The organism is Saccharothrix sp. NBAS 001 (assembly GCF_056640475.1).
On sequence record NZ_CM153251.1, the window covers coordinates 590,309 to 609,963 of the forward strand.

At 67.8% G+C, this 19,655-nt stretch carries 15 protein-coding genes; 11 read left to right on the forward strand and 4 right to left on the reverse strand.

What is annotated here, in order from left to right; translation table 11 throughout:
- The first annotated feature begins 289 nt into the window (after positions 1 to 289).
- From AC0HI0_RS02750 to fxsT, 6 genes are all read left to right on the forward strand, one after another.
- A complete protein-coding gene (locus AC0HI0_RS02750; RefSeq protein ID WP_480930639.1) occupies positions 290 to 1,069 on the forward strand; it encodes a TnsA-like heteromeric transposase endonuclease subunit in 780 nt (259 codons plus the stop codon).
- Positions 1,057 to 3,186, forward strand: coding sequence for a Mu transposase C-terminal domain-containing protein (locus AC0HI0_RS02755; RefSeq protein WP_480930640.1), 2,130 nt, complete (start codon positions 1,057 to 1,059; stop codon positions 3,184 to 3,186). The genes AC0HI0_RS02750 and AC0HI0_RS02755 overlap by 13 nt, the downstream gene beginning before the upstream one ends.
- Complete coding sequence (locus AC0HI0_RS02760) at positions 3,180 to 4,220, forward strand: TniB family NTP-binding protein (RefSeq protein WP_480930641.1); 1,041 nt, start codon at positions 3,180 to 3,182, stop codon at positions 4,218 to 4,220. Before AC0HI0_RS02755 ends, AC0HI0_RS02760 begins: the two co-directional genes overlap by 7 nt.
- Positions 4,217 to 5,197, forward strand: a complete 981-nt coding sequence (locus AC0HI0_RS02765; RefSeq protein ID WP_480930642.1) for a TniQ family protein — start codon at positions 4,217 to 4,219, stop codon at positions 5,195 to 5,197. The genes AC0HI0_RS02760 and AC0HI0_RS02765 overlap by 4 nt, the downstream gene beginning before the upstream one ends.
- Before the next feature lie 246 nt (positions 5,198 to 5,443).
- Positions 5,444 to 6,262 (forward strand): hypothetical protein, encoded by an 819-nt coding sequence (locus tag AC0HI0_RS02770; protein ID WP_480930643.1) that lies wholly within the window; start codon positions 5,444 to 5,446, stop codon positions 6,260 to 6,262.
- Positions 6,263 to 6,387: 125 nt separating this feature from the next.
- Positions 6,388 to 8,922, forward strand: a complete 2,535-nt coding sequence (gene fxsT / locus AC0HI0_RS02775) for an FxSxx-COOH system tetratricopeptide repeat protein (protein ID WP_480930644.1) — start codon at positions 6,388 to 6,390, stop codon at positions 8,920 to 8,922.
- A 179-nt stretch (positions 8,923 to 9,101) separates the two neighbouring features.
- Here the strand turns inward: fxsT and AC0HI0_RS02780 are convergent, their stop codons facing one another.
- From AC0HI0_RS02780 to AC0HI0_RS02795, 4 genes are all read right to left on the reverse strand, one after another.
- Positions 9,102 to 9,617: a PIG-L deacetylase family protein gene (locus tag AC0HI0_RS02780; RefSeq protein WP_480930645.1), complete on the reverse strand. Its 516-nt coding sequence runs from the start codon at positions 9,615 to 9,617 to the stop codon at positions 9,102 to 9,104.
- Between the two features lie 147 nt (positions 9,618 to 9,764).
- Complete coding sequence (locus AC0HI0_RS02785; RefSeq protein ID WP_480930646.1) at positions 9,765 to 10,607, reverse strand: hypothetical protein; 843 nt, start codon at positions 10,605 to 10,607, stop codon at positions 9,765 to 9,767.
- A gap of 1,754 nt (positions 10,608 to 12,361) precedes the next feature.
- Positions 12,362 to 12,640 (reverse strand): hypothetical protein, encoded by a 279-nt coding sequence (locus AC0HI0_RS02790; RefSeq protein WP_480930647.1) that lies wholly within the window; start codon positions 12,638 to 12,640, stop codon positions 12,362 to 12,364.
- Positions 12,637 to 14,682: a hypothetical protein gene (locus tag AC0HI0_RS02795; protein ID WP_480930648.1), complete on the reverse strand. Its 2,046-nt coding sequence runs from the start codon at positions 14,680 to 14,682 to the stop codon at positions 12,637 to 12,639. Before AC0HI0_RS02795 ends, AC0HI0_RS02790 begins: the two co-directional genes overlap by 4 nt.
- 668 nt (positions 14,683 to 15,350) lie before the next feature.
- Between AC0HI0_RS02795 and AC0HI0_RS02800 the strand changes: the two genes are divergently transcribed.
- From AC0HI0_RS02800 to AC0HI0_RS02820, 5 genes are all read left to right on the forward strand, one after another.
- Positions 15,351 to 15,800: a hypothetical protein gene (locus AC0HI0_RS02800; RefSeq protein ID WP_480930649.1), complete on the forward strand. Its 450-nt coding sequence runs from the start codon at positions 15,351 to 15,353 to the stop codon at positions 15,798 to 15,800.
- Between the two features lie 342 nt (positions 15,801 to 16,142).
- The gene (locus AC0HI0_RS02805; protein ID WP_480930650.1) at positions 16,143 to 16,520 is read left to right on the forward strand and encodes a hypothetical protein; all 378 of its coding nucleotides are present in this window, start codon (positions 16,143 to 16,145) and stop codon (positions 16,518 to 16,520) included.
- The gene (locus tag AC0HI0_RS02810; protein WP_480930651.1) at positions 16,517 to 17,422 is read left to right on the forward strand and encodes a hypothetical protein; all 906 of its coding nucleotides are present in this window, start codon (positions 16,517 to 16,519) and stop codon (positions 17,420 to 17,422) included. The genes AC0HI0_RS02805 and AC0HI0_RS02810 overlap by 4 nt, the downstream gene beginning before the upstream one ends.
- Before the next feature lie 96 nt (positions 17,423 to 17,518).
- Complete coding sequence (locus AC0HI0_RS02815) at positions 17,519 to 18,490, forward strand: hypothetical protein (RefSeq protein WP_480930652.1); 972 nt, start codon at positions 17,519 to 17,521, stop codon at positions 18,488 to 18,490.
- A gap of 107 nt (positions 18,491 to 18,597) precedes the next feature.
- Positions 18,598 to 19,548, forward strand: a complete 951-nt coding sequence (locus AC0HI0_RS02820; RefSeq protein WP_480930653.1) for an ImmA/IrrE family metallo-endopeptidase — start codon at positions 18,598 to 18,600, stop codon at positions 19,546 to 19,548.
- Positions 19,549 to 19,655 lie beyond the last annotated feature (107 nt).

Here is a 19,655-nt window from a genome sequence, read left to right on the forward strand (position 1 = left end):
GGTTCAAATCCTGTCGTCCCGACGGTCAGGGGAAGCCCGCTGTATCGGCGCGATAAGCGCAGGTCAGCGGGCTTTTTCGTGCGTTCTTGCCGATCTTGAAAATGGTCACAGGACGGTGACAAAACGATCTTCGAGGGTGCTGTGAGGGAGCGGATCAGGAGCGGCTCGCTCCTGATTTTTTGCCGACATCAAGTGGGTGTCCTGGCTCAGTTGAAGTGCGTAGGACTCAGTCAAACTGAGAAACGGCCCCCGTGGCTCAGTTGAACTGAGCAGGCGGTTGGATCGGCGGATGCGCGCGAACGCTGGCTCGGCGTCCACGGCCGAGGAGGAGTTCGAGGTTGCGTGGTTGGACGCCGACGGCGTCGAGCAGCGTGCCTCGTTGGGCGAGGCGGTGTCGGTGCCGTTCGAGGCTGTGCCGCCGGTGCGCCGGTTTCCTTCCTACCGCGGGCAGCGGAACTTCCCGGGCCTGTACTGGTCGGCGACGGTGGGCGGGCACGTGGGGTTCGAGTCGTGGCTGGAGCGCGAGCACGCGTTGCTGCTGGACTTCGATCCGCAGGTGGTGGGCTATGCCAGTCAGCCGTTGTGGCTGTTCTGGTCGGAGACCACGACGTCTGGTCGGCGGCGGTGGCGTTCGCACGCCCCGGATTTCTTCGCCCGTCGCGCGGATGGGTCGGCGCTGCTGCTGGACTGCCGCCCGGACGAGCTGGTCAAGCCCCGGGACCGGGCGGTGTTCGAGATGACGGCGAGGGTGGCGGCCTCGGTGGGCTGGGCCTACGAGGTGGTCGGGGCACCGGAGGAGGTGCTGCTGGCGAACGTGCGGTGGTTGGCCGGGTACCGGCATCCGCGGTTCGCGGCGGAGGCGGCGCGTCAGGGGCGCGGGCCGGCGCTGTGCACGGTGTTCTCCCGGCCTCGGCCGTTGTTGGAGGGTGTGGAGCGGGTGGGCGAGCCGATCGCGGTGCTGCCGGTGGCCTACCACCTGTTGTGGCGTGGCCGGTTGCAGTGCGGTCTGGACGTGCCGATGTCGATGGAGATGCCCGTGCACGCCGGGAAGACCGGGTGGGCGGGGTGACCGGCACGGCCGGGCGAAGGGTGCTGCGGGTGGGCGACGAGGTGGTGGCCTTCGGCGGCCGGCACACGGTCGGCGCGATCGAGGGCACCACGGTGCGGCTGGAGAACGCGCTGGGCGGGACGCGGCTGGTGGCGCTGCCGGTGCTGCTGGCCGAGTCGGACTTCGCGTTGACGGGCGGCTCGCCCACGCCGGTGTTGCCGCCGCTGGCCCTGTTGGACACCCTGCCGCCCGCCGTGCTGGAGGCGGCGCGCGGGTGGGAGCGGCATGTGGTGGAGGTCGAGACCGGGCTGTCGCCCGGGGCCGCGCCCGACGCGTCCGCGCGGGAGGGGTTCGACCCGGCAGTCACGACGATGGGGCAGCGGGAGCGGGCCAAGGTCGCGGAGTTGGCCGCAGCCGGACAGTCCACGTCGTTGGCGACGCTGCGCCGGATGCGGGCCCGCTACCGCGACCAGGGATTGTGGGGTCTGGTGGACGGTCGATTACTGCGGACCGTCTCGCCGCACGGCCGCGCCGACGAGCGCCTGGTGGCCGCGTTGGAGAAGACGATCGCGGCCGAGGTCGGGGAGTCGACCGGGACGCGGGACCGGTTGCGGCGGCGGGTGCAGGCGGCGTTGGAGGCCGAGCACGGGCCGGGAGTGGTGGCGATGCCGTCCAAGGCGACGTTCAACCGGCTGGTCGCGGCGATGACCGGCGGCCGGCACACGTTCGGGCAGGCCACCACGCGCCGGTCGCTGGCGGCCCGGCCGCAGCGCCGGTTCACGCCGATCACCGCGCTGCGCCCCGGCGAGCTGGTGCAGATCGACACCACGGTGCTGGACGTGCGCGCGGTGCTCGACGACGGCTCGGAGATCCGACCGGAGCTGACCTACGCCGTGGACGTGGCCACCCGGACGATCTGCGCGGCGGCGTTGCGGCCCGGCGGCACGAAGGCGGTGGACGCGACGTTGCTGCTGGCCCGGATGCTGGTGCCGGAGCCGTTGCGGCCGGGTTGGCAGGCGGTGCTGGGGATGCGGGCGTCGGCGTTGCCGCACGAGGCGCTGACCCGGGCCGACCCGCGCCTGGCCGACGCGGTCGGCCGCCCTGTGATCGTGCCGGAGACGATCGTGGTCGACCACGGCGGCGTGTTCGTCTCGCGGACCTTCACCGCCGCCTGCGACCGGTTGGGTATCTCGGTGCAGCCCACCCACAAGCGCGCCCCGTGGGAGAAGGCGCACGTGGAGAACGGCTTCGGGTCGATCAACACCCTGTTCGCCCAGTACGTCGCCGGCTACACCGGTAACAACCCGACACGACGCGGGCGCGCGGTGGCAGGCGTGTGGCCGCTGCGGGACCTGGCGGGGCTGGTCGAGGAGTGGATCGTGGCCGGGTGGCAGAACCGGCCGCACGACGGCCTGCGGCACCCTCGGCTGCCCGGCCGCGCCGCCACTCCCAACGAGACCTACGCCGCCCTGGTCGCCTCCGCCGGGTACCTGCCGCTGCCGCTGACCGGGGAGGACTACCTGGAGCTGCTGCCGGCGACGTGGCGGGCGGTCAACGACTACGGAGTGCGGATCAACCACCGCACCTACGACAGCGACGAACTGGACCCGCACCGCCGCCAACACTCCGGCATCGCCGCCAAGCGCGGCCTGTGGGAGGTCCACTTCGACCCTTACGACTGCGACCAGGTGTGGGTGCGCGACCACCGCGCCGGTCGGTGGATCACCGCCGAGTGGACCTACCGCGCCCTGGTGCGCGCTCCGTTCGCCGAGTTCACCTGGCGGGCCGCCCACGACGAACTGCTCCGGCGCGGAGAACGGGTCGTCGAGCAGATCGCCATCGCCCGCGTGCTGGACGAACTGCTCACCCGCGCCGGGGCGGGTCCGGCCACCCCCGCTCCGGTCCCGGCACCCACCAAGACCGGCACCGCAAATGCCCGCCGGGCACTGGCCCGCGACCGGTCCGGCCGTCCTGCCGAGCACGCGTCGAAACCCAGCCCCCTCGACGAGCACGAGGCCGAACCGGTGACACCGGTACACGCCGAACACGACGACCGACAGCACGACGAGGGGGACACGGGCACGGTGGTCCCGTTCGGGGTCTTCGACGCCCACGCCGAAGCGGAGCGCCCGTGGTGAACCACCCGGCCGAGTACGCCCACGAGCCACTGACCACCCGCGAAGGCTGGCAGCGCTTCGTCCACCACACACCGACACCGCCGCCCGAACACACCGCGCAGGACCTGGCCGCTTTCGACCAGACCGGACTGGAGTCGCACCAGGCTGCCCGGCTGGACTACCACTCCGAACTGGTCGTGGTGAACACCCCGACGGTCTCCCAGGTCGTCAACACCGGCTACGAGCTGATGCTGGTCAACCGCCGTCAGATCGCCGGAGCCCGACGAGGCATGGTCGTCTACGGCCCGGCCGGCACCGGCAAGACCACCGCGGTCGCCCAACTCGGACGCGCCCACGAACTACGGGTACGCCGCCGCCACCCGCACGGCGGGCCGGAGATCCCGGTCGTCTACCTCACCGTCCCGCCGGCGGCCACACCCCGGATGTTGGCGATGGAGTTCGCCCGCTTCCTGGCGCTGCCGCTGGGCGGGCGCAACAACCTGCCCGACGTGGTGCACGCCGTGTGCGGGGTGCTGGCCGACGCGGGCACCCAACTCGTCCTGGTGGACGAGATCCACAACCTCAACCTCGCCACTCGCTCCGGAGCGGAGGTCTCCGACCAGCTCAAGTACTTCGCCGAACGCATCCCCGCGACCTTCGTCTACGCCGGGATCGACGTCGAGCGCATCGGCCTGTTCTCCGGCGTCCGAGGCCGCCAGATCGCCGGCCGGTTCACCCCGATCACCACCACCGCCTTCGCCTACGGCACCCGCACCCAACGCCAACAGTGGAAGGCGCTGGTCGCCACCATGGAAGGTTCACTACGGCTGCGCGCGCACCGCCCAGGAGCCCTGCAACGTCTGGACCAGTACCTCCACCAGCGCACCGGCGGCATGATCGGCAGCCTGTCCCACCTCGTCCGCGCCGCCGCCACCCGCGCCATCCGCGACGGCGGCGAAAAGATCAGCAAGGCCCACCTGGACTCGATCGCACTGGACTACGCCGCCAACCACTCCACCCCGGCCCGCGCCACCACCACGACCGTGCACCGATGACCCGGACCGACCTCGCGGCCTTCTTCCGATGGCCCCGCCGCCTGCCGCTGATCGACAAGCCCGCGACAAGGGAACACATCGACTCCTACATCCGACGCCTGGGCCGACTCAACCACATCGACCACGACGACATGGCCGAACTGCTGGGCACCAAGCCCCACCTGCTGCGCCACCACAACCCGTTCGTGCACACCGACATCACCGACCGCCTGGCCGCGCTGACCGGGTACAGCACCGACCGGCTCCGCCGCGTCTTCCCGCCCGCCGTCGCTGGCCCGCCACCCGAATCCACCCGATCCGAGCCCGTGCGAACCGCAGCCGACCACTACCACCCCGTTCCCCTCAAACCCTGCGAACACTGCACCGCCACCCGCCGTCCCATCCACGCGCCCTTCCTCCGCTGCTGGCGACTGCTGCCACAGCGCGTCTGCACACGACACCGCAGATGGATCGGACCCGGCAGCGACCCGACCGACACCGACCAGTTCGACCTCACCGCAGTCCCGGAGATCACCGCTGCCGGACGACGCCTGACCAACCTGGTCTCAAAACACGGCCGGGCCCGCGCACGGAAGGCCGTCGACCTCGCCGAACAACTCGTCCACAAACTCCTTCTCGGACCGACCGGAACCTTCAAGGCACGCGCCGAACGGCTCGGCATCGCCGGCTGGTACCACCGCGCCGACTCGCTCACGCACGCCGTAGCGTTTCCCGAGGTCGTCATCCTGACCAGGCTGCTCTGCTCGGGCTACTGGCGAACCGTCCTCTCCGACCCCGACGACACCGTCCGTGCAGCAGCGCAACGACGGTTCGAGACCCGGGTCAACACCGACCTCCGCCCGCTCTCGTTCTGGGAGTGGTCAATGACCTGGCACGAGCGCGGCCTGCTGGCGCAGTGGGTGTCAACCCATGACCCATCTCACTCATCCTCCCGGCCCTCCCGGCCCTCCCGGAAACACCGAGCCGGCTCTCCGTAACCGCCCCGGTCGGTGACCACCTGGGTCCGGTTGACTGGGAACGACCCAGCGAAGAGGCGAGCTTCACGATTCCCCAGGGACCGATGAGCCACCGTGCCGCCGCAGATGGCAGGACGCGGTCGGGTGATTCCGTGCGGCCGAACGAGCGACTACTGCGTGAAATGACGCGGAAGCTGCTGGCCGTGGTGGGTAGAAATCGGGCCATCAGCACGGCACCACGCGGTCTTCCACCGGCGGAGGGTTGGCATGGCGGGCACTGGCCAGCACGCGGTCCACCGCACGATGGTCCTGGTCGACGTGGAGCGCTTCAGCGCCCCGGCCCGGACGTTGCACCACCAGCTCGACACCCGCGAGGGCCTGTACAAGGTGGTGGCCGGGGCGTTGGCGGCGGCCGGGGTGCCGTGGGACGGGTGTTACCACGAGGACCGCGGCGACGGCCTGTTCCTGCTCGTCCCGCCCGAGTTCCCGAAGGCTCCGGTGGTGGAGGTGCTGCCCGAGGCGTTGGCGCGGGCGGTGCGCGGCCACAACAACACCAGCCATGAGGAGGCGAGGGTGCGGTTGCGCCTGGCGGTGCACGCCGGCGAGGTCGCCTTCGACGGTCACGGGGTGACCTCGACGGCCCTGGTCGACGCGTTCCGGCTGCTCGACGCCGCCCCGGTGAAGGAGGCGCTGGCCGCGTCGCCCGGCGTGCTGGCGATGGTGGTGTCCCGGCCGGTGTTCGAGGACGTGGTGCGGCACTGCGCCACGCTCGACCCGGCCACCTTCCGGCCGGTCCAGGCCGCCGTCAAGGGGTTCAAGGACCTGGCCTGGATCGCCCTGCCCGACCACCCCTACCCATCCGACCCCGCAGTCCTGGAAGCACGGCCGTCGGCCGACCACACGGGCGGCGGCCCTGCGGTCGATTCCCGGGAACGAACTCATGGTGAGGGTGTCGGGCCGCGCGGGGTGAGCATCGCCGGCGGTGTCCACGGCAGCGGGCCCGGGATCACCATCGGCGCGGCCACCGGCGACCACCTCACCATCGGCACACCCGGCCCGACTGCGGAGCCCGGAAGCCCTCGCTAGCCGACGCGGACCACGGGCATTCCGCGCTGGCGCACCACCCCGCCCAAGACGACACCGCCGGACCGCCCGCTGCGGCGGGGGTGTCGGTCTACGTCGACGGCGGGATCACCGTGACCGGCGACGGGATGGCCATCGGCGCGGTCGCCGGCAACGTCCATTACCACCAGGCCCGGCGTCGGGTGGTGTGGCCGGTGCGAGTCGGGCTGCCGCACGCGCCGGCGGAGCCCTACCAACAGCGCCGTGCCCACGCCGACTTGGTGGACACCTTGGCCGCAGGGCGCTCGGTCGTGCTGGTCGGGGCCGGGCGGGGCGTCAGTGTGGTGGTGTCGGGGATGGGCGGGGTCGGCAAGACCCAACTGGCCGCCGACCACGCGTGGTCGGTGTGGGCCGATCCGGTGGTGGACGTGGCGGTGTGGGTGTCGGCGCTCTCGCGCGACGCGATCGTCACCGCCTACGCCGAAGCCGCCACGCGTGTACTGGTCGAACAGGACCCGCATATCGCCGACCGGCCACCCGACGAAGCGGCGCAGCGGTTCCGGGAATGGCTGGCCGCAACCTCGCGCCGCTGGCTGATCGTGTTGGACGACGTCCAGGACCCCGCCGACCTGCGCGGCCTGGACCCGCCACCCGGCGTCTGCGGGCAGGTCGTGGTGACCAGCCGCCGACGCGACGCAGCATCCGGGCGCGGCGGGCACCGGGTGATCGAGCTGGACGTGTTCACCCCCGACGAAGCTCTGGCCTACCTCGCCGACGCCTTGGCTGGCACCACGGACGGCGGTGACCGGGGCCGGCTGGCAGGGCTGGCGGCCGAGTTGGGGTTCCTGCCATTGGCGCTGAGTCAGGGCGCCGCGTTCCTGGCAGACCAGCCGCTGCTCACCGTCGCCGACTACCGGGCCATGCTGGCCGACCGGCGCCGCACCCTGGCCGACCTCACCCCACCCGAACACGCCCTGCCCGAACACCAACTCACCATCGCCGCGACCTGGTCGATCTCCATCGACCGCGCCGACCGCGTCGAAGACCCGGCACGGCCGCGCGGGGCGGGCCTGGCCCGACTGCTGCTGGAGATCGCCTCCCTGCTCGACCCCAACGGCATCCCTCTCACCGTGTTCACCGCCCAACCCGTCCTGGATCACCTCGCCACCCTCGCGGGCAGGCCGGTCGATCACGACGACGTCCACGACGGACTGGTCCGACTGCACCGGTTCACCCTGATCACCCTCACACCAGGCCACCCAGAGCGGGCGGTGGCGGTACACGCCCTGGTCCAACGCGCTGTCCGCGACACCCTCACCCCTGGTTGGCTCCACAGCCTTGCCCACACCAGCGCCGACACCCTCCACACTGTCTGGCCCGACATCGACACCACCCACCCTGACCTCGCCCAAGCACTCCGCGCCAACATCACTACCCTTCACACCCATACCAACCCCGCCCTACTTACCCCCGCACTCCATGACGCGCTTCAGCGCACAGGCGACTCCCTGGGCGACAGCGGCCAAGTCCACGCCGCCCTCACCTACTGGCGCACCCTCCACAACCACACCGACTCACAGTTGGGCCCCGACCACCCCGACACCCTGCTCGTCCGCCACCACCTCGCCCATTTGCGGGGTGAGGCCGGTGACCCTGCTGGCGCGGTCGCCGAGTACGAGGTGCTGCTGGCAGACGAACTGCGGGTCCAAGGCCCCGACAATCCCAGCACCCTGACCACCCGCCACAACCTCGGCCGTTGGCGTTACGAGGCCGGTGACCCGGCCGGCGGAATCGCCGAGTACGAGGCGTTGCTGCCCGACCAACTCAGGGTGCTGGGCCCCGACCACCCTCAAACCCTGCTCGCCTGCGGCAACCTCGCCCGCTTGCGGGGTGAGGCCGGTAACCCGGCTGGCGCGGTCACCGAGTTCGAGGCGCTGTTGCTTGACCAACTCAGGGTGCTGGGCCCCGACCACCCTCAAACCCTGCTCGCCTGCGGCAACCTCGCCCGCTTGCGGGGTGAGGCCGGTGATCCGGCAGGCGCGATCGCCGGGTACGAGGCGCTGTTGCTTGACCAACTCAGGGTGCTGGGCCCCGACCACCCTCAAACCCTGAGCACCCGCAACAACCTCGCCGGTTGGCGGGGTAAGACCGCTGGCCCGGCCAGCGCGGTCACCGAGTTCGAGGCGCTGTTGCTCGACCGGCTGCGGGTGCTGGGCCCCGACCACCCCGACACCCTGACCACCCGCCACGTCCTCGCCCGTTGGCGAGGCGAGGCTGGCGACCCGGCGGGCGCGATCGCCGGGTACGAGGCGCTGTTGCTCGACGAACTCAGGGTGCTGGGCCCCGACCACCCCGACACCCTGACCACCCGCCACAACCTCGCCCACTGGCGAGGAGAAGCCGGCAACCCTGCTGGCGCAGCAGCCGAGTCGGAGGCGCTGCTGCCCGACCGGCTGCGAGTCTTGGGCCCCGACCATCGCAGCACCCTGACCACCCGCAACAACCTCGCCTACTGGCGGGGTGAGGCCGGTGATCCGGCGGGCGCGATCGCCGGGTACGAGGCGCTGCTGCCCGACCAACTCAGGGTGCTGGGCCCCGACCACCCCGACACCCTGACCACCCGCCACAACCTCGCCCACTGGCAAGAAGTTGTGGAGCAGCAGGACATGGACACCGGTGAATGACATCTACCGGCGTGCACTACACCTTGCCCACACCGACGACATCCTGTTGCGGGCGACGGTGACCCGGACCTATCGAGATCAACTGTCCGGGTGGGAATCCCTCCCATGCCTCCAGAGTTCTCACCAGAACTGAGCCGCCACCACCGGCGGGAGACTCAGCGGAGGTGAGAAACCGCAGCTCAGATCAAGATCCACTTATCGGAATGGTTGAGCCAGGACAGTGGGGTCGCCACCCGAACGGGTGATTCTGTCGAACCTGCCCAGACCTGGCCCGATCTGCGCGGACCGACGTCAACCGACCCGAACCGGAATGCCCGTGGAGCGGCGCTGGTCGTAGGGTCGTTGGGTGGCCGAGCGTGGTGTGGGGCGATCGAGAGCACGATGCGTGCTCCCCAGAGCCGGGCGAGGATCTCGGTCATCGGGACGAAGTGTTCGGTGATGGGCTGGGAGGTGTGCGCGGTCAGGGCGTGTTGCTTGGTGGCCCAGGTGGTGGTGATGTCGACGGTGGTGTGGGCGGGAACGGGGCCGTCGAGTGTGAGGCTGTTGTAGGTGTCGGTGGTGTAGACCCGCCGAGGGTGTCGGGTGGCGATGACGACCTCGGGTAGTGCCTCCAGCACGGCTTCGGCGATGCGTCGGTGGTCGGGGTGCACATCGCGAAGCGGGTGGGTGAGGACGACTTCGGGGCGGGTGTCCATCAGGAGTTCGCGTATGGCCGCCGCGGTGGGTTCGTTGAACTGGTGGAGCCCGGCGCCGAGTACGGCGGCCTCACTGGCACGGGGTTCAGGGTGGCGCGGGACAGCGATGGTGACATCGGCTCCGGCGGCGGTGCATAGGAGAGCAGATTATTTCGGTTGACAGGCTTCCTGCCCGCGCTTGGCGTAGTCGTCGTGGAAGGCAACCGCTTCCGCCCCCGTAAGTACTCGTGAGCACCCGAACAGCGGGGAGGTTCGGACCAGGTCATAGTCAGCAAGTTCACGACCGTTACCGCCGGTGACCGAGAACAATTTACCTTCTGGAGCCCTGACTTCTAGGATTCGGCGCTCGTCATCGGCTAGGTACTGGAACTCAAGGTGCCACCGGCAATATTGCTTCTTCTGCGTCTTCGCGATCACCCGAACCACACGCTTCGTCTGATTCGGAAGATCGATCGTTCCGAGTGTGAAGAATGGCTTATCGGTATAGGTGCCGTCCTCCTGAATGAGGTTCACTAGCGGGTACGACTTATCCAGGTCCAGCCACATGGAGAGCTTGTCACCCCGCCCAGATGTAGGGCGCTCGATCAGGGCTCCACCCGGTGGCGAACTGCACTTTCCACCGTCGAGCACCACCCGCATGTCAGTGATCTCGATCTGTTTGGTCCGCTGCCCTTCGAGGGTTATCTCCCACTGAGAAGACGCGATGTCCACAGCCTCGCGCGCATTCAGCCACTCGACGGATGGCATATTGCTCGGGGATTTCGTAGCCTCCTCCAGTTCACTCCTGCTTACCCCGTTTGGGATGACCCAGCCTAGCGGACTGCCGCCGTCGACGACCCTGTGAACGTCGAGTACTTTGATGGCGTCCGGCGTGGCGATCCGCTCGGCCTTGTCGCTGAAGTTAACAGCAGAGTCCGAAAACTTCTGCGCGGAAAAAGTCACCAAGGCAGTCACCGCAGCGACCACGATCGCCCCGATACCCGCGACCACACGTACGAACGTGCTCTTCCACCAGCGACGTGGGCGTGACTGCGCGTCGGACTCTTGCCGGGCCAGTCGCCCGTTGGCCGCTGCAGACCGCCGTCCTACCCTTCGCCGCTTCTTTCGTGCCAATGTGCCCCTCCATTCCCATAGCCTCTGCCTGCGGTGAGTTCGTTCTTGAAAGTTGTGGGCGCGTCTGACATGGCGACGCGCCAACATGCGGACGTGCCTCGCAGTTTGTCTTGTCGACAGGTACGGCTAATCTATCGACAGGTGTAGCCGAACCCTCTTCGAGTCGTACTCGTTAACCCATTCGGTCGCACCAATTCACTCGATCAGACCTGAATGAAGCAGAAGGATTCACTGTCGGTGACAGTACAGTTGCGCTATTTTTCACATCAGATACTCGAGGGCGATATTAATTAGCAAAATTACAGCCTTGGAGCGCGATAATAGACATCGCGGATCCAGGTAGCGATTTAGATGCAAGTGGATCGTATACGGCACCGGGAACCACGCAACGGCCCCATTCAAGCCAATCTACGGAACACCGATTAGTGCGCGACTGCACCGAGGTCGGCACCCAGACTGGCAGGAACCGCTGATCATCAAGTGGCCAACGAGGCCGCGCTCATACACGGACAATAGGGAAGCCGGGAAGGTCGACCTAAGTCAATTCAGTTTCAAGACAGATTGGCTGGGCCACTGAGTCATTCGAGTGATTTCGCATCCTACGATGTCGCCCTCGGTCCCGGGAGTGCGACTATGTGCTTCGTGACTAACAGACTGAGACGTGCTTTGCTGGCGCTTGCGGGCGCATCCGGAGTGGGGGCAGCCGGGTTGACCGGCTGTCTTCAGGTCCGAGAGGTCGCACCAACCGCGTCCACAGAAGCCTCAACTCCCAGCATCAACGCTGCTCCACTCACGAGCACCGCGAGCACTTCACCTGAACCAGGCCCGGCTCGTGTGACCCTGTCTCGCGCCAACCTGGCCAACGACTGGACAAAGGTACTACCAGTTCCTCCAGATGAAGTTCCCGAGCCAACGCGGCTATCTAGCGATGATCGGTTTGGCGAAGCCATTTGCCTTCCTCCACACCGCGCGGCGGTGGCCGCAGGCGGACGGGACGCACGCACGACCCCCCTCACAATCGCACTTCAACCACGTTCCGCTCAAGGTGTTACAATCACTGCCCTGCGTGTGCGTTTTGTATCGACCGAGCCCGTGGATTACACCGCACCTCGATATCGTTACCGCTGTCACGATCCACGCACGGAAGCCAACTCCGAAGATTACGCCACTATAGTGACGGGCGGAGACCAACTGGATGTCGTGGATGTCGATGCCATCAGCAGCAATTTTTCCCTCCCTCAGAAAGTCTCGACTACGCAGTTGTGGACAACCAACATCGAGGTGACCGTGCTTGGGCAGATTCGCAGGTGGCAGGTCGAGCTCGACTACATACACGAAGACCAGGTCCTAAAAGTTGTCCGTGACGCTGATTCTGATGGAGTACCCCTCGCAACAGAAGGCGGAGGCTTGCCATCTGACTTCACAGAGCACTACTACTGGTGTTCAGGTTTCCATAGAAGATGCTAGTGCTGTGTCACGCAGCCTTGGTCGGGTAATGGGTCCAGGTGCGGATGGCTCAGTCGGTGGCGAAGCCGTTTTTGAGTCTGGCTCGTGTGTTGCGCTGGCGGATGTGTGGACAAGATAACAAAGGGCGCTATTGGAGGCGGTGCCGCCCGGAATGCCCTGGATCTTCATGATGACCTGCGGCGCCTTCTCTGGCGCCACGACCGCAGGCCCACGCCGGCGAACACCGTGGACATGGTCGTAATCAGCGCTGCGGAGACTGGCGGCGACATAGAGAACAGCAGCAGCGTGAGCACTACCAGGATCGAGACCGCGCCGCAAATGGGCCAGCGCAGCAGGCGGATGACGTTGCGAGTACGGATCTCGTCTTCCACGACGTAGCCGAGCAGACCGTGCGGGTGCGCGGACGCCTGTCCAAGTGTGTGGTTGCGGGGGCGGTTGGTCATCGGGAACCGCCTCGGGCCGGCGTGGACTCGTCGGTGGGGCGCGGTCGGTTCACTACGAGGTGCAGTTGGTGCCAGTAACCGGTGCGCTTGGCCAACTCCTCGATGAGGGGCATGCAGTCGTGGGGATCGCTCCACCCGCGTTCTTCGATCAAGGGCACCACCGCATCGGTGCGCGCCGCCATGCGTTGCACGGTTACGAGGGCTTGGTCGAGCAGGACACGCAGGTTGTGCGAGTCGACCGCGATCAGGGCGGTCGCGGAAACGTCGGTGATCGCCGGTTTGCGGTGCAGCGCGAGCCATCGCAGGTCGGCTGCGGTGAGCGTGTCCTCGGGTGCGGGTGGGGCGGCGATGTCCGCGGCGTGGCCGCCGGGTGGCACGCGTCGTGTGGGCAGTCGTTTCCGGCCGTCGAAGATGGCCTGGGCCAGTTGGTGCAGGCCGGTGGAGGTGGTGACCAGCAGCGAGAGCACCCGGTCGGGTTCGGCTGCCTCTTCCGACGCGGTGCCGTGGGCACTGCGGGGGAGCAGGACGTCGGTACCCGTCGGTGTGCAGATCAGGTGGAACGCCGCCCTGCTGGCCAGTTGCAGCGTCGCGGGGCCGATGTCGGGCTTGTGCCCCAACGACCGTTGCGCCGTCGCCACGTCGAGTTCGGCGAGGGCGTCGGAGAGCAGCGCCCCCACCGGACGTGGGTCCGGTACCTGGCCGCGCAGGGCCGGCCACCGCAGGACGCGCTCCATCGCCGAGCGCGGGCCCTCGACGGTCCGCCCACCTCGAAGCGCACGGCACACGACGTGGGCGACCACCTCGCTGCGGGCATTGCTGCGCAGGGTGCCAGTGACACCTCGGGTCTTCAACGCGTCGGTGATGTGCCTGTCCTGAGCGGTGTTGGGGACGGTCAGCATGGAAGCGATGGCGATCATCGCGATGTCGTCGGCGTTGATGTTCGCGCGCGCCACCGCTTCGACGGGGTGGTCCAGCCACCAGCGCACCGCGGACGGGGATTCTGGACCGGGGTGGACGAACCTGTTGCGCTGTGCCAGTCGCGTCAGCACGGCCTCGGCGCGGGTCTGCCAGTCGGTGGCGGTGCTGAACGGGGTGGGGCGGTCCAGGTGCTGCAGGGCCACCACGCGACGGCGGACCTCGTCGAGCGGGGTGTCGCCGTCCACGGACAGGACCAGCTTGGTCTTCGGCATCACCGCCCGGCGCAACTTCTTGACCTCACCGCGCGACAGCCACGTGCCGCCGAGGACCTTGCCGGCGATCGACAGGACTTCGTTCCGCCGCCTTGCCAGTGGGTGCCGCGCCTGTTCGTGCCCGTCGACCGGGACCTGGCGCAACCACTCCAGCACGTGCGCGGGTTCGATCCCCTCGGCGTCCTGGGTGAAGTAGGCGCGGCCGTAGCTGTCGGCGGTCTCCCATCCGGCGATGCCCGGTGCCCGCCCGGCGAACTCGAGCACCAGCGGGAACAGGATGCCGCCGACCCTGATCCCGTTAATGCGGATGTCGTCGCCGTACTTGTTGTTCGCGACGACCTCGGCGTCGATCTTCGCCAGCTCGGCGAAGTAGAACCTCATCGCCGTGTCCACATCGTCCGTGCCGTCCAGCCTGAGCAGCAGCGTCGAGTTGTCGGCAGCCGAGGTGTAGGGCGGCATCCGGTACGCGCCCTCGTACCGGTGTGCGGCCATCCGCAGGTTCTCCGGGGCGCGGACCAAGGGGTGGGTCATCACGTCGATCTCGATCACCTTGGCCGTGATGCCCTGCGCGACAATCTCGACCCGTGGTCGTTTGAGCTGTGCGATCGCGTCCTGGGGGTCCGCGGCCAGCCACGCCGTCACCGCTGCGACCCGGGGGGCGAGCCCCGCGGCGATGGCAAGGTCCCGGATGGTGTGGAACTGGCGGTGGGTGAGTCGGCCGATCCGGCTGGCGTGCGCCTGCAGTTCCGCGCGGGCGTCGACCGCGAACTCGGCTTCCGCAGCGGTCGAAGCACGACGCCCGTGCACGTCGACGCTCTGCCGCGGTGCACCGGCCGCGATGATGTCGTCCACGAGCTCTCCCTCGAAAATCTGATCGATGCGCATTTGCTGCGCGCCACGCATGCGCGATCAATGCGAGGGAGTCGCCTCGGCACTACCACCCGGAGGGCACGAGACGGCTCGGACCTGAGGAATGGAGCGCGCCGGATCCGAAGTCGCGTTCAGCAGCCACGAGAGGCTCGTGCTGGTGTCGTCGACGGGGAAATCGGGTCACCGTCGGCGCGCGGTTCAGGGCCGGCGAGCCATCGCCGGCGCGGACGCTAGCAGTGACCACCGGTCCCGGAAGCGCAGGTGGCAGGACTGCTGAGGGTTAAATTGCTCTTCAGTGGTGAGTAGTGCATCAACCGATCGGGCAGTCGAGCGGTATCGGTCCCGAGATGACCTCGACGATCAGTGACCAAAGTACGGCAGGCTCCTTCATTCGAGTTGTTCGGGTGCGTCGGTCCCTCCTCGCAGGCTGGTGGGTAGCCCGTACTGCTCTGCGATGGAGTTCACCCGTTTGAGGACAACTTCGTGCCGGTGTGACCCGCGTCTCGTCCATCTCGGATTTCCTGCCGACGAGGCCGCGGACCTCTTCGCGCGCCACACCCGCACTCTATGTGACACCCGCTTCGCTCGGCCGGATGGGTGGGTGGGGCCTGGTCGCGGTGTGCGTCCTGACGAGTTCATACTCCACGGTCGTGAACGCCACGCAGCCATCCGTGCCCAGGGAACCGTTGCCTGAGTGGAGCGGCGACCTGGCCGAACGCAGGCGTCGGGCGTTGGCTGCGGCGCATCGCCTCACCGACGACGAACTCGCGGCCCACGACCTGGCCGCACTCGTCCGAGCTGTCCTGGACCGGCACGCGGCGTCGCCGATCGTGCCGGTCGCCGAAGACCGCTGGACCAGGACGGTCGAGAGCACCGGCGCCATTCAACCGACGAGCACCACGGCAGCATCGATGCGGCTGTACCTCCATCTGCCGTGCTTCGGCGCGGCCGAAGTCCTGTTCGCAGTCCCCGATCACGCCCTGGACCGGCACAGGCGCCGCGCCTGGGGCGCGGTACAGGTCTTGTCCGGGGTTCGTCGGGGTGTGCCCGTGTGGACAGATCCTCTTGGTTCGCCGTCTGGGTGGAGCGTGAGCGCGTAGCGACGCGTGTACCAGGGAGGTGATCAACATGGCGAAGGCGAAGCACACCAGTGCGGCTGCGGCACGGGCTGCGTCGAAGGTTCTGCGCGATGGTCGGGCCGGCAAGGCGTCGAAGACGGCGGCCGGGTCGGCTTTGGCGCAGACCCCAAGGCGGCGAACGAAGTGACATCGAGGCGAGCCGTGGTCGGGGCGGCTCGCCTCGCCTCGCCCTTCGGCCCGTGTCCCCGGTGCACTGCGTGCAGTGAGGACACGGTGGCCTGCCTGCACTCTTTCGTGTGCGGGTTGGTGGATCGGGGGTGCTTGGATCACCAGTAGAGTCAGCTCACCAGAGAGGGGAGACGAGTGGCGGTCGAGCTTCCGCCGGCGCTTCCGCACCCGACCGGAGTGCCGCGAGCCGGAGACGTGTTCTGGGTCGACACCAGTTGTTATGGCGGGAACAAGAAGCCCACTCGTCCGGTCGTCGTCGTTCGTGGCCCCGTCCCGGGCGTGCTCGACGACGTGATCATCATCTGTCGGACGAGCGTCGGGGAGTTCTCCTCCAAGCACGTCAGGCATCCCGCGGACCGCTCGATCGGGTTGAACAAGGACGGTATCTTCCCGAAAGTCTACCGCCGCACGGTGGACGTGCGCTTCTTCTCGATGCCGAGCCACACCAGCTACCAGGGGCAACTCGGTGATGCGTGTCTGCACGACGTCCTGGTGATGGTGGGGTTGGCATGAGCATTCTCGACACGCTGCTGACTACAGGCACCCTCGGCAACGAAGGCGGCAGGCTGCTGTACGACACCGTCGCCAAGGTGGGCACCGCTCGCAACTTCCCTCCTCCTGCAGGCTTTCGAGTGTGGAGCGAGCAGGCGGTGATGACGACCGCGCATGATTTTCTCACCGGTACCCGCGCTGTCGAGCGGTTGGTGCAACTCGCGGCGCTGGCTACCGACGACGCGTCTTTGGCCCGGCTGCTGGAGACCACGGTGTTGAACTTCCTCCGTGATCAGGCCCGGGGGACGGTGGTGGGAAGGCAGATCCGGCGGATCAAGGACGTCATCGCCGAGATGGACGACGTGATCGTCGACGGGGAGTACGTGGCCATGCGGGGTGGGCCAGCGGGGTCGTTCGGCGGCGACGAGGCCACGCTGGTGCGCGCGGCGATGTCTGTCTCCGTTGTCCAGCGACGTTGGCGCCCGGAAGCGAACAGGCAAGGACCGCTGGCCGGGCGCGACGACATGGTCGCCCTCATACGTGCTGTCCTGGTCGCTGCCGATGGCGCGGTTTCCTTCGCCGGCCTCGGACGGGTGGTCGCACGTCGCTTCGATCTGGACAGCCTGCCCGCCGTCGTTCCCGTCGATGTCCTCGATCCGCCTTCCCGGTCTCCCTATACCGAGATCGAAGTGGGGGATCAGGTCGCGGTGATCCTTGATCAGCTCACCGCGCGGGAGCGCCAGGTCCTCCCCTTGTTGGACCTCAGTTCACGCGAGGCTGCCAAGCACATCGATCTCGGGCACTCGACGATCGCGAAGACCCAGGCACGGCTGAAATCCCTACTGCAGAAGCTGCTTCCACCCGGCGACGGCGGAGCGGCGATCCTCAGAGTGCTGACCGAACGCCTGGCCTCCGAGCAGTGATCGCCTACGTGGACGATCCGGCGCGGTTCGTCGTCTTAGCAATGCATGCTCGTGAAACAGCGACCCGGTTGGGGAAGTATCGGACCAGCAGGAGGCATGATGCGTGCTGATGACGGCTCGCCGGATCGTACGGCTTCCGCACGATGCGGCGACCTGCGGTTGACCCTTGAAGCCTCGCGTGCCGTACGGCAGGTCGGGCGGCTGCTGGCGCATGCGTTGCCCGAGGTCGAGATCGGGCAGATGTGGCGGGTCTCCTGGGCTGATGTCGTCGTCCTGGGAGTCGTTCTCGAGGTCGATGACGGCTATGCGGAGTTCGCGCCTGCCACAGTCGATGTCGACTACGCCGATCCGTTCACGGCGGTGGTCGATGCCGACGACAACCCGCTGCCGGTCGCGGTCGCGGTGTTCGCTGCCTTGACGACCCCGGTGCCACTGTTTTCGTTGCAGGCATGTCTCGGCATCTTCGACAGTGGGCTCGTCGACGATTTCATCGAGCTGTGGAGGTCAGCACTCGCCGGGCGGATCCCCGTCGTCGCCTCGACTGTGGGCGCTCTGCACGTCGACGATCTTGAAGTGCGGCAGGAGTTCAGGAGGGAATTGTCGGCGCAATTGGCTGCTGTTGCCGCGGCCGAGATCGGCGGACACGACTCGGGCGGCCAGGCCGTCCCGCTGCCCGACAGGCTGAAGGCGGCCGGCATCGGCCCATCGCGCCTGGCCGACGTCCTGATAGTCGATCTGCCTGATGCACGACGGATCGCTACAGGCGGGAGTCCGTTGACGCCGGACCAGGCCGAGAAACTCAGCGAGATACTCGTTGACGTCTCTGCGCAGGACCTGACCGCGTCGGCGCTACCGCTGTCCGCTGATCTGTGTGTTGCGTTGAACAACCCTCGACGGTTTTCGGTCGTCCGCCGCCTCGCCGAGAAGCACGGCACCGATCTCGTGACGGCCGCACACCATGTCCCCGGCCTTGCCGCTGCGCGGACCCAGTTCGTCGACACTGAAGGTCCTTCTGAGGTGAAGTTGTGGGAGGACCTGCTCGACGTGCTTGCGGGAGGTGACCTCTAGTGCCACGCAGCACTCGGGTTCCTTTGGAGATAAAAGAGTTGGCGGCGGGCTTGCTGGACCGACGCGAACGGGTCGAACCGGGTTTGTCCCAGCAGTTGCGTCGAGATGTGGAAGCCACGATCTCCCGACGCGACGACCTCGTACTCGACTACCAACCCGGCCGGGCGGAGTCTTCGACATGTTCCATCGCGGCGGCCTACCTCAGGGATGAGAGCCCGCCACGCATCGTCGTCGGTTCGACCGCCAGCCATGGCCGCCGGCTTTTCAGTCTGGCCCACGAGTTCGCCCACTTCCTCGTCGACAACGATCCGGCAACCGCTGATCTGCTCTTCGAGGAGCGGGACAACGGGGAGGCACTGGAAGAAGACATCTGTGATGCCTTCGCGGCCATGCTGTTGATCGGCGACGAACTCGTGGCCTCCGCTCTCGATGGTGGTGGTGTTACGGCTGCGGCGGTCGTGCGACTGGTCCGGATGTCGGATGCGAGCCGTGAAGCCTGTGCGGTGAGCATGGCCCAGCAGTTGGCCGTCCCGGGCTACGTCGTCATCGCGGACACCCGACTCGGGGACGACGGCGAGGAAGTAGTCGTCCTCCGGTTCGCCGCCCGAGCCAACGACGTGCTGCCCGTCCGACGGGGAACTCCTCAACAGGGAACCTTGCTCGAACAGGCATGGAGGAGCGGGGCCGCGCGTGGGGAGGATCAGCTGCGCTTCCCGTCCGGCGCCCTGACCGACTCGTTCCACGGCGACGCCGTCGTCGACGACGGCTACGTGTTCGCGGTCTTCGTGGCCGATCAGCCAGGCTGGGGAGGACTGTCGGTCCGCTCCTCCTGGGGCGGTGGATACGAACCGGCCTGGTGCGAACACTGCACCGCCGAGTTCCGCCCCACTGAACCACCGTGCACTGCGTGCGGGGACCACAGGTGCCCGACCTGCCGCCGCTGCTCCTGCGAAGCCGCAGCAGCGCCACGAGCGAGGTTCTGCCCCCAGTGCTTCCTCGAACACCCGGGCAGGATGTTCAGCGGTGACATCTGCAAGATCTGTGCCGGCGAAGAGTGACGTTCGATCCTTCAGACACACCTGCCCCGAACGCCTCGGCATGCGTCGGCTCGTCTCGACCTGTGGTGAAGCCACCGGCCGCCGTTCGGGCATAATGCCTACTGGGC

Coding starts and splice junctions, on each gene's coding strand:
- AC0HI0_RS02750 (WP_480930639.1), top strand. CDS start 290: ATGCGCGCGAACGCTGGCTCGGCGTCCACGGCCGAGGAGGAGTTCGAG.
- AC0HI0_RS02765 (WP_480930642.1), top strand. CDS start 4,217: ATGACCCGGACCGACCTCGCGGCCTTCTTCCGATGGCCCCGCCGCCTG.
- AC0HI0_RS02770 (WP_480930643.1), top strand. CDS start 5,444: ATGGCGGGCACTGGCCAGCACGCGGTCCACCGCACGATGGTCCTGGTC.
- fxsT (WP_480930644.1), top strand. CDS start 6,388: ATGGCCATCGGCGCGGTCGCCGGCAACGTCCATTACCACCAGGCCCGG.
- AC0HI0_RS02780 (WP_480930645.1), bottom strand. CDS start 9,617: ATGGACACCCGCCCCGAAGTCGTCCTCACCCACCCGCTTCGCGATGTG.
- AC0HI0_RS02790 (WP_480930647.1), bottom strand. CDS start 12,640: ATGACCAACCGCCCCCGCAACCACACACTTGGACAGGCGTCCGCGCAC.
- AC0HI0_RS02810 (WP_480930651.1), top strand. CDS start 16,517: ATGAGCATTCTCGACACGCTGCTGACTACAGGCACCCTCGGCAACGAA.
- AC0HI0_RS02815 (WP_480930652.1), top strand. CDS start 17,519: ATGATGCGTGCTGATGACGGCTCGCCGGATCGTACGGCTTCCGCACGA.